The following is an 8,256-nucleotide window of genomic DNA, read 5'->3' on the forward strand; positions in this document are numbered from 1 at the left end:
TGCTGGGAATTGTCCAGGTACACGCTGTCGCCCTGGGTGATGTAGTCGAACGGCGTGTTGCCGTTGACCCGCTGGTACGCGGCGGTGACGCTGTGGTGACCAACACCTACGGTGAAATGCAGGCTGTAAGTGTTGTTGTCGATGCTGCCGAGCAACGACTGGCCGGTGTCCTGGGTGTGGTAGTAGTGCAGGCCTGGGTTGAGGCTGACAAGATCGTTCAGCGCGTAGGTGTAGTCCAGGTCGTAGTAGTACTGGTGCCATACATCCTTGAGTTCGGAGGCGTACAGGTTGCTGGTCAGGCCCGGGACGCCGCTGAAGGACACACCGGCCCAGTTCAGGTGCTGGCTGTCGGCGTTGGCGGGCAGGGTGCCGTAGCTGGTGCCGATGCGTCGGTGGCCGCTCTGGTTGTAGAGTTTGGTAAAGCTGGCCTGGCCACCTTCGAACATCCAGCCATCGAAGCTGTGGTTGGCCAGGCTCACACCCCGGAACGTCTGCGGCAACATGCGGGTCATGCCGCCGGCGATCACCGGGTTGTTGAGGAACAGGTCGCCGGCTTTGAGTTCGGTGTCGAAGGCACGCATTTTCAAAGTGCCGCCCGCGGTGGAGAACGAGCCAGGCGCTTTGCCGTTGCCGCTGCCGTAAGGCAGGATGCTGGAACCGTCAGTGCCACCGCCGCCGTCGAGCTTGAGGCCGAGCATGGCATTGAGGTCCAGGCCAAAGCCGACGGTGCCTTGGGTGTAGCCGGATTCGAATGTGCCGATGAAACCCTGGCCCCATTCTTTGCTGTCATCGGTGTGAGTGTCGCGGCGGTCGCGGTTCATGTAGTAGTTGCGGGTGTTGATCTTCAGGCTTGAGCCTTCGACGAAACCGTCAGCGGGGGTCGAGTCTGCCGCGTGGGCAAGGGGGACGATCGTTGCTGCAATCGCGAGGAATAACGGGGTGAACGTCAGCGAGTTCTTCACCGGTTTAGCTCCTTTGGTCAATCGAAAACGGCCAATGTCGTGGGGGTGTGCCTGGCCTTTTTTTACGGCAAAAAAAAGCCGCTGAAGTCAGCGGCTTTAAACAGATTCCCAGTGTAGAGCCCTGGAAATAAGTCGAGGGAAATTCGGGTGAGCGGGAAGCTGCCTTGCCGTCGCGCTCATCGGTGCGTCAAAGTAACGCAGGTGAGCGGTGCGATATAGAGTGTAACAAGATAATGACTGTTGCCCAAACCGCAACAGTCAGACCTTTGAGATCCAGTGGGGAAGCTGGCTAAGTGGGATCTGGCTTGTGTGGGAGCTGGCCCACACTGGATCGATGTGTTCTGGTGAGTCAGACCGGCAAGGTAATGCCAAAAGTATTGCCACCGCCCTCACTGCGCACAAACACATCACCGCCGTGCATCAATGCAATCGCTTTGACGATCGCCAGCCCCAGCCCATGATTTGCGCCGCTGTTACTGCGCGACGCGTCCACCCGGTAGAAGCGTTCAAACAAGCGCGGCAAATGCTCACGGGCGATCTCATCGCCGGGGTTGGTCACCCCGATCGCCACCCACTGCTCCTGCACTTCAATGCTCACTTCGATGATCTGCCCCGGCGCAGTGTGCTGCACCGCATTGCTCAGCAGGTTGATCAGCGCGCGGCGCAGGTGGGCTTTTTCGATGTGCACCAAGGCATCTCCGTGTACGCGCACTTTGACTTGGGCGTCCTCGAGGATGAAGTCCAGGTAGTCGAGGGTGGTGGCGACTTCATCGGCCAGGGAGCTTTCGATCAGTTTGGTGGCCTTGCTGCCCTGGTCGGCGCTGGCCAGGAACAGCATGTCATTAATGATCGAGCGCAGGCGTTCCAGCTCTTCGAGGTTCGATTGCAGCACCTCGAAGTAATGCTCGGCCGAACGACCACGGGTGAGCGCCACTTGGGTCTGGCCGATCAGGTTGGTCAGCGGCGAGCGCAGTTCGTGGGCCACATCGGCATTGAATGACTCCAGGCGCGAATACGCCTGTTCGACCCGATCCAGGGTGGAGTTGAATGAGTTGACGAACTGGCTCAGCTCCGGCGGCAAGGGCGACAACTGCAGGCGCCCGGAGAGTTTGGGCGGTGCGAGTTTTTGCGCTTCATCCGAAAGTTTGCCCAGCGGCTTGAGGCCGATACGCGAGACCCAAAAACCCAACAGTGCCGCCAGTGCCACACCGACACAGGCCAGGCCGATCAAGGCCATCAACAGATGGTGCTGAGTGGCGCGGAAGTTCTCGGTGTCGATGGCGATCATAAAGCGCAGCGGCGGGCGTTGATCCTTGGCCGCGAACTGGCTGAGCAACACCTTGAACGGGTATTCATGCCCAGGCAGGCGCAAGTCGCGTTTGCCGGTCGGCCCTTGGGCGAATGCGCGGATCTGCGCGTCGGGGGTGCCGTATTCGTAGCTCGGGTCGCTGCTCACCACCCAGAAGCGGATGCGCGGGTCTTCTTCGCCGAGCAACTTCAACTTGGCGGTGATTTTTGCCCAGTGGTCCGGCGTGCCGAAGCGGTTCACCGAGGATTCCAGCACGCTGTAGCGCGCATCCAGTTCGGCGCCCGGCAACAAGCCCAGGCCGCGATCCACTTGCTGGTACAGCGCGCCGCCGATCAACACGAAAATCAGCAGCGCCACCAGCGTGAACATGCCGCTCAGGCGCAGGGCGATGGAGTTAGCCGACACTTCTGCTCTCCAGCACATAACCCATGCCACGAATGGTGTGCAGCAACTTGTGTTCGAACGGCCCGTCGAGCTTGGCGCGCAGGCGCTTGATCGCCACTTCCACCACATTGGCGTCGCTGTCGAAATTGATGTCCCAGACCATTTCCGCAATCGCGGTCTTGGACAGGATTTCACCCTGGCGCCGTGCCAATACGCTGAGCAGCGAGAACTCTTTGGCGGTCAGGTCCAGGCGCAGGCCGTTGCGGCTGGCCTTGCGGCTGATCAGGTCGATCCACAGGTCGGCTACGGTGACTTGCACCGGCTCATGCCCGCCGCTGCGGCGGGTCAGCGCTTGCAGGCGCGCCACCAGTTCGAGGAACGAAAACGGTTTACCCAAATAATCATCGGCGCCTTCACGCAAGCCACGGATGCGGTCTTCCACACGCTCGCGAGCGGTGAGCATGATCACCGGCGTCTGCTTGCGTGCCCGCAGTGCGCGCAACACACCAAAGCCGTCGAGGCCGGGCAGCATCACATCGAGTACGATCACCGCGTAATCGTTCTCCAGCGCCAGGTGCAAGCCCTCGACGCCTTCGCGCGCCACATCGACGGTGTAGCCTTGCTCCGTCAGGCCGCGGTGCAGGTAGTCCGCGGTTTTCTCTTCATCTTCAATAATCAGGACGCGCATGACCCCGCCTTTAGTGTGTGGTCGCCAGCGCCAGCGCTGGTTTGGGCCTGTGGAAAAACTTCTCAAGGTACAAGTATATGACCGGTGTGGTGAACAGCGTCAGCGCCTGGCTCACCAACAGGCCGCCGACCACCGCGATCCCCAGCGGCTGGCGCAGTTCGGCGCCTGGCCCGGAGCCCAGCATCAACGGCACGGCGCCGAGCAGGGCGGCGAGGGTGGTCATGATGATCGGCCGGAACCGGGTGACGCAGGCTTCATAAATCGCCTCCTCAGGTGGCAGCCCGCGCACGCGCTGGGCCTCCAGGGCAAAGTCGATCATCAGGATGCCGTTTTTCTTGACGATACCGATCAGCAGCACCAGACCGATCAAGGCCATGATCGAAAAGTCCTGGCCCAGCAACCACAGCATGATCAACGCGCCCAAGCCCGCCGAGGGCAAGGTGGAGATGATCGTCAGCGGGTGCACGAAGCTCTCATAGAGCACGCCCAAAATAATATAGACCGCCACCAGCGCCGCCAGGATCAGCCACGGTTGGCTGGCCAAAGAGCTTTGGAACGCCTGGGCCGCACCCTGGAAGGTGCCGATCAGGGTGGTCGGCATGCCGATTTCGTTTTTGGCCTGGTTGAGCATGATCACCGCATCACCCAATGCCACGCCGGGTGCCAGGTTGAACGACAGGTTGGCCGCCGGGAACATGCCGTCATGGCTGATGGACAACGGCCCCACGCTGGGTGGGTCGACCTTGGCCAGTGCCGACAGCGGCACCATCTCGTTGGTCAACGGTGAGCGCAGGTAAAAGTAGTTCAGGCTTTCGGCCTTGCCGCGCTGTTGAGTGTCGAGTTCCAGCACCACCTGGTACTGGTTGATCTCGGTCTGGAACTCGTTGATCTGGCGCTGGCCGAACGCGTCATACAGCGCCTGGTCGACATCGGTAGCGGTGAGGCCAAAGCGCGCCGCCGCCTGGCGGTCGATGCTGATGTGAGTGATGCTGCCGCCCAGTTGCAAGTCGTTGGACAGGTCGCGAAAGGCCGGGTTGGCGCGCAGTTTTTCGGTCAGGCGTTGGGTCCAGGTATTGAGCGTCGCGCCGTCGTTGCTCTTGAGCACATATTGATACTGGGCGCGGCTTGGGCCGGAACTCAAGTTGATGTCCTGGCCGGCGCGCAGGTACAAGACGATGCCCGGCACCTTGGCCAGTTTGGGGCGGATGCGGTCAATGAACTGGCTGGCGGATACATCGCGATCACCGCGGTCTTTCAAGGCGATCCAGAAACGGCCGTTGGCGATGGTCTGGTTGCTGCCGGTCACGCCCACCGAGTGGGAAAACGCGGCCACTGCCGGGTCGTCCTTGACGATCTCGGCCAGCGCCTTGTGCTTGGCGACCATGTCCGGGTACGACACGTCGGCCGCCGCTTCGCTGGTGCCGAGTACAAAGCCGGTGTCCTGCACCGGGAAGAAACCCTTGGGGATAAACACGTAGCCGACCACGGCCAACGCCAGGGTCAGCATAAAGATCGCTGCCATGCTGCGTTGATGCGCCAGCGCACGGCGCAGGTTGCGTGCGTAGCCGGCGAGCAGGCGCTCGCTGAAGCCCGGTTTGTCATGGGCATGATGAGTCGGCGCGCGCATGAACAGCGCGGCCAGGGTCGGCGCCAAAGTCAGCGAAACCACCACCGAAATCAGGATGGTCGAGGTGGCCGTCAGCGCAAACTCCTTGAACAGCCGCCCGACCACACCGCCCATGAACAACAGCGGAATAAACGCTGCCACCAGCGAGAAGCTGATGGACACCACGGTAAAGCCGATCTCGCCCGAGCCCTTGATTGCCGCCTCGCGTTTATCCAGGCCCGCCTCCAGGTGACGGTGAATGTTCTCCACCACCACGATGGCATCGTCGACCACAAAGCCCACGGCGATCACGATCGCCACCAGCGTCAGGTTATTCAAGCTGAAGCCCAGCACATACATCAGCGCGAAACTGGCGATCAGCGACACGCCGAGTACGCTGGACACAATCAGCGTCGCCGACAATTGGCGCAGGAACAGCGCCATCACCGCCACCACCAGCAGGATGGCGATCAGCAGGGTCACTTCTACTTCATGCAAGGACGCGCGGATGGTCTTGGTGCGGTCGGTCAACACGCTGACCTGCACCGAGGCGGGCAGCATGCCTTCCAGGCGCGGCAGTTCGGCTTGAATGCGGTCCACGGTCTCGACAATGTTGGCGCCGGGCTGGCGCGAAATCACCAGGTTGACGCCGGGCGTGTCACCGGACCAGGCCTGTACGTAGGCGTTTTCCGAACCGTTGATGACTTTGGCGACATCACGCAGTTGCACCGGCGCGCCGTTCTTGTAGGAAACGATCAGTTGGCCGTATTCCTCGGGGTGAAACAGCTGGTCGTTGGTCGATAGCGTCGACACGCTGTTCTTGCCGTAAATCGCACCTTTGGCTAGGTTCAGGCTGGACTGCTGGATGGCCAGGCGCACATCGGCGAGGGTCAGGCCGATGGCCGCGAGTTTGTCCGGTGAAGCCTGTACGCGAATCGCCGGGCGTTGCTGCCCGGTGATATTGATCTGGCCAACGCCGTCAATCTGGCTGATCTGCCGCGCCAGCAAGGTTTCTACATAGTCGCTCAGCTCGGTGCTGGGCATGCTGTCGGAGCTGACGCTGAGGATCAGCACCGGGCTGTCGGCCGGGTTGACCTTCTTCCAGGTCGGCAGGCTCGGCATGTCGCTGGGCAGCTTGCCGGAGGCGGTGTTGATCGCCGCCTGCACTTCCTGCGCGGCGGTGTCGATGCTTTTGTTCAGGGTGAATTGCAGGGTCAGCAGGCTTGAACCCAAGGCGCTGCTGGAGGTCATCTGGGTCATGCCGGGGATGGCGCTGAATTGCACCTCCAAGGGCGTGGCCACGGATGAGGCCATGGTGTCCGGGCTGGCGCCGGGCAAGGTGGCGGTGACCTGGATGGTCGGGAACTCCGCTTCCGGCAGCGGCGCCACAGCCAGGCGCGGGAAGGCAATCAGCCCCAGCAACACCAGCGCAAAGGTCAGCAACAGGGTGGCAACCGGATGGTCGACGCACCAGGCGGACGGGGAACGGCTGCCGCTCATGGTTGCACCTTGGTCTGGGCGGTCTGGATCACTTGTGGTGGCTCTTTGAGCACCTCGATTTGCGCACCGGCCTTGAGCCGCGACTGGCCGTCGCTGACCAGCACATCACCGGCTTGCACGCCCTTGATGATAGTCACGTCGCTGTCCTGATACGCCACCTGCACCGGCACAACCTCAACCTTGTCACCGTTGACGCGGTACACAAAATGCGCGTCGAGCCCACGTTGCACCACGGTCGGTGGCACCACCAGCACGTTCTTGTCGAGGGCGGTCTGGATCTTGATAGTCACCAGTTGCCCCGGCCACAGACGCTGCGAAGCGTTGTTGAATTCAGCCTTGGCGCGCAGGGTGCCGGTGGTGGAGCTGATCTGGTTGTCGATCAGGCTCAAGTGGCCTTCGCCGAGCAGGTCGCCGGTCTGGCCGTCGGTGTCGGCGCCCATGTAGGCATCGACGCTGGCTTGGGTGGGCGCGGCGATCAAGCCTTGCAGGGTCGGCAACATTTGTTGCGGCAACGAGAACTCCACGGCGATCGGGTCGATTTGCGTCACAGAGAACAAGCCTTGAGTATCACTCATGCGCAGGAAGTTGCCTTCATCCACGGTGCGAATGCCGACACGGCCAGTCACCGGCGAGCGAATCTGGGTGTAGGAAAGCTGTACCAGGGCCGAATCAATGGCGGCCTGATTACCTTGCGCCGTGGCCTTGAGCTGGTTAACCAGGGCTTGCTGCTGGTCATAGGTCTGCTTGGATACGCCGTCGTCGACGCTCAGCTCTTTGTAGCGCTTGAGGTTCACCAACGCCACTTGCAACTGCGCCTGGCTTTCGCCCAACTGCGCCTTGGCCTGATCAAGGCTCGCGCGGATCGAGCGGTCATCGATGGTCGCCAGCAGGTCACCGGCCTTGACCAATTGGCCCTCCTTGACCAGCAGCTTGGTGAGGATGCCGTCGATTTGCGGGCGGATCACCACGCTGTGCAGCGACAGCACCGAGCCGATACCGCTGACAAATCGAGGAATGTCCTGCTGTGTGACACTCACCACTCGCACCGGGATAGCGGTGGACACCGCCAGTTTGGTTTTCGCCGGTCGGTTGAAGGCCCAGGCTGCAACTGCCACGACCACCAGGGCAGCCACGATCAGGGCGGTTTTTCGTTGAATGTGCATGGGGTGGGGCGCCGGGGCAAAGGGTTGGGAGAGTGATCGTTCTTTATAGCCCGCCAACCCGGTCAGCACGGTGACTGCTAACTGACAGCGCTGTCAGTAAAGTCCGACCATTCGTACCGGCGGTGGTTAAAGATCCAAGGCGCGCAGGTATACTGCGCGCCAGCGTGGCCCGCAAGCCGGCCACCGCCTCATTTTCTGCACGCCCCGGAGCTTCCATGACTTCCCCGACACAACCCCCTGTTGACGCGGCCGACCTCGTCGATCCGGCCGACGCTCAAAGCGTTGAAAAAGCCGAGATCCCGGCGTTCAAGTTTCCGTTCAAGCCGGGTGAACTGGCTGGGGCCAAAAACGCCGCCCAGCCTTGGTACAAGAATGGCGCCAAGAACGGCCACACCAAGTCGCCAGGCATGGCGCCGCCGGGCACTCGCCGCTCGATGGGTAAACGCTGAGAATAGAACGACCAGCGTTTTATCAGGTGCGGACTACAACACCTGCTGATATTTCCGATTGAAGACCCGCGACCGTTTCTAGAAAGCTTGCACAGCCTTGATTCCATCCCGACCGTTCAGATCGGGCGGGTGGCCAAGGCTGGTCTTTCTGGAAAAGGATGTTTCCCGTGGCTCTGATACCCCTGTGTGCAGCAC

Annotated in this window: 6 protein-coding genes; 1 reads left to right on the plus strand and 5 read right to left on the minus strand. The window is 61.5% G+C overall.

Annotation, left to right across the window (positions count from 1 at the left end):
* The 5 genes from FEM54_RS17815 to FEM54_RS17835 form a co-directional block, all read right to left on the minus strand.
* Nucleotides 1-962: OprD family outer membrane porin (locus tag FEM54_RS17815; protein WP_138452194.1), on the minus strand; the 962-nt coding region annotated here is incomplete at its 3' end.
* 349 nt (nucleotides 963-1,311) lie between these two features.
* A complete protein-coding gene (locus tag FEM54_RS17820) occupies nucleotides 1,312-2,676 on the minus strand; it encodes a heavy metal sensor histidine kinase (RefSeq protein ID WP_017138177.1) in 1,365 nt (454 codons plus the stop codon).
* Entirely contained in the window at nucleotides 2,666-3,343 is a 678-nt protein-coding gene (locus FEM54_RS17825; RefSeq protein WP_017138176.1) for a heavy metal response regulator transcription factor, read from the minus strand. Before FEM54_RS17825 ends, FEM54_RS17820 begins: the two co-directional genes overlap by 11 nt.
* Nucleotides 3,344-3,353: 10 nt before the next feature.
* Nucleotides 3,354-6,449, minus strand: a complete 3,096-nt coding sequence (locus FEM54_RS17830; protein WP_138452207.1) for a multidrug efflux RND transporter permease subunit — start codon at nucleotides 6,447-6,449, stop codon at nucleotides 3,354-3,356.
* Nucleotides 6,446-7,612 (minus strand): efflux RND transporter periplasmic adaptor subunit, encoded by a 1,167-nt coding sequence (locus FEM54_RS17835; RefSeq protein WP_138452209.1) that lies wholly within the window; start codon nucleotides 7,610-7,612, stop codon nucleotides 6,446-6,448. The genes FEM54_RS17830 and FEM54_RS17835 overlap by 4 nt, the downstream gene beginning before the upstream one ends.
* 215 nt (nucleotides 7,613-7,827) lie before the next feature.
* Here FEM54_RS17835 and FEM54_RS17840 point away from each other — a divergent pair, with 215 nt between their 5' ends.
* On the plus strand, nucleotides 7,828-8,061 hold the full coding sequence (locus FEM54_RS17840; RefSeq protein ID WP_017138173.1) for a hypothetical protein: 234 nt from the start codon (nucleotides 7,828-7,830) through the stop codon (nucleotides 8,059-8,061).
* The last annotated feature ends 195 nt before the right edge of the window (nucleotides 8,062-8,256 follow it).

Source organism: Pseudomonas edaphica, from assembly GCF_005863185.1.
Classification (GTDB): Bacteria; Pseudomonadota; Gammaproteobacteria; order Pseudomonadales; family Pseudomonadaceae; genus Aquipseudomonas; species Aquipseudomonas edaphica.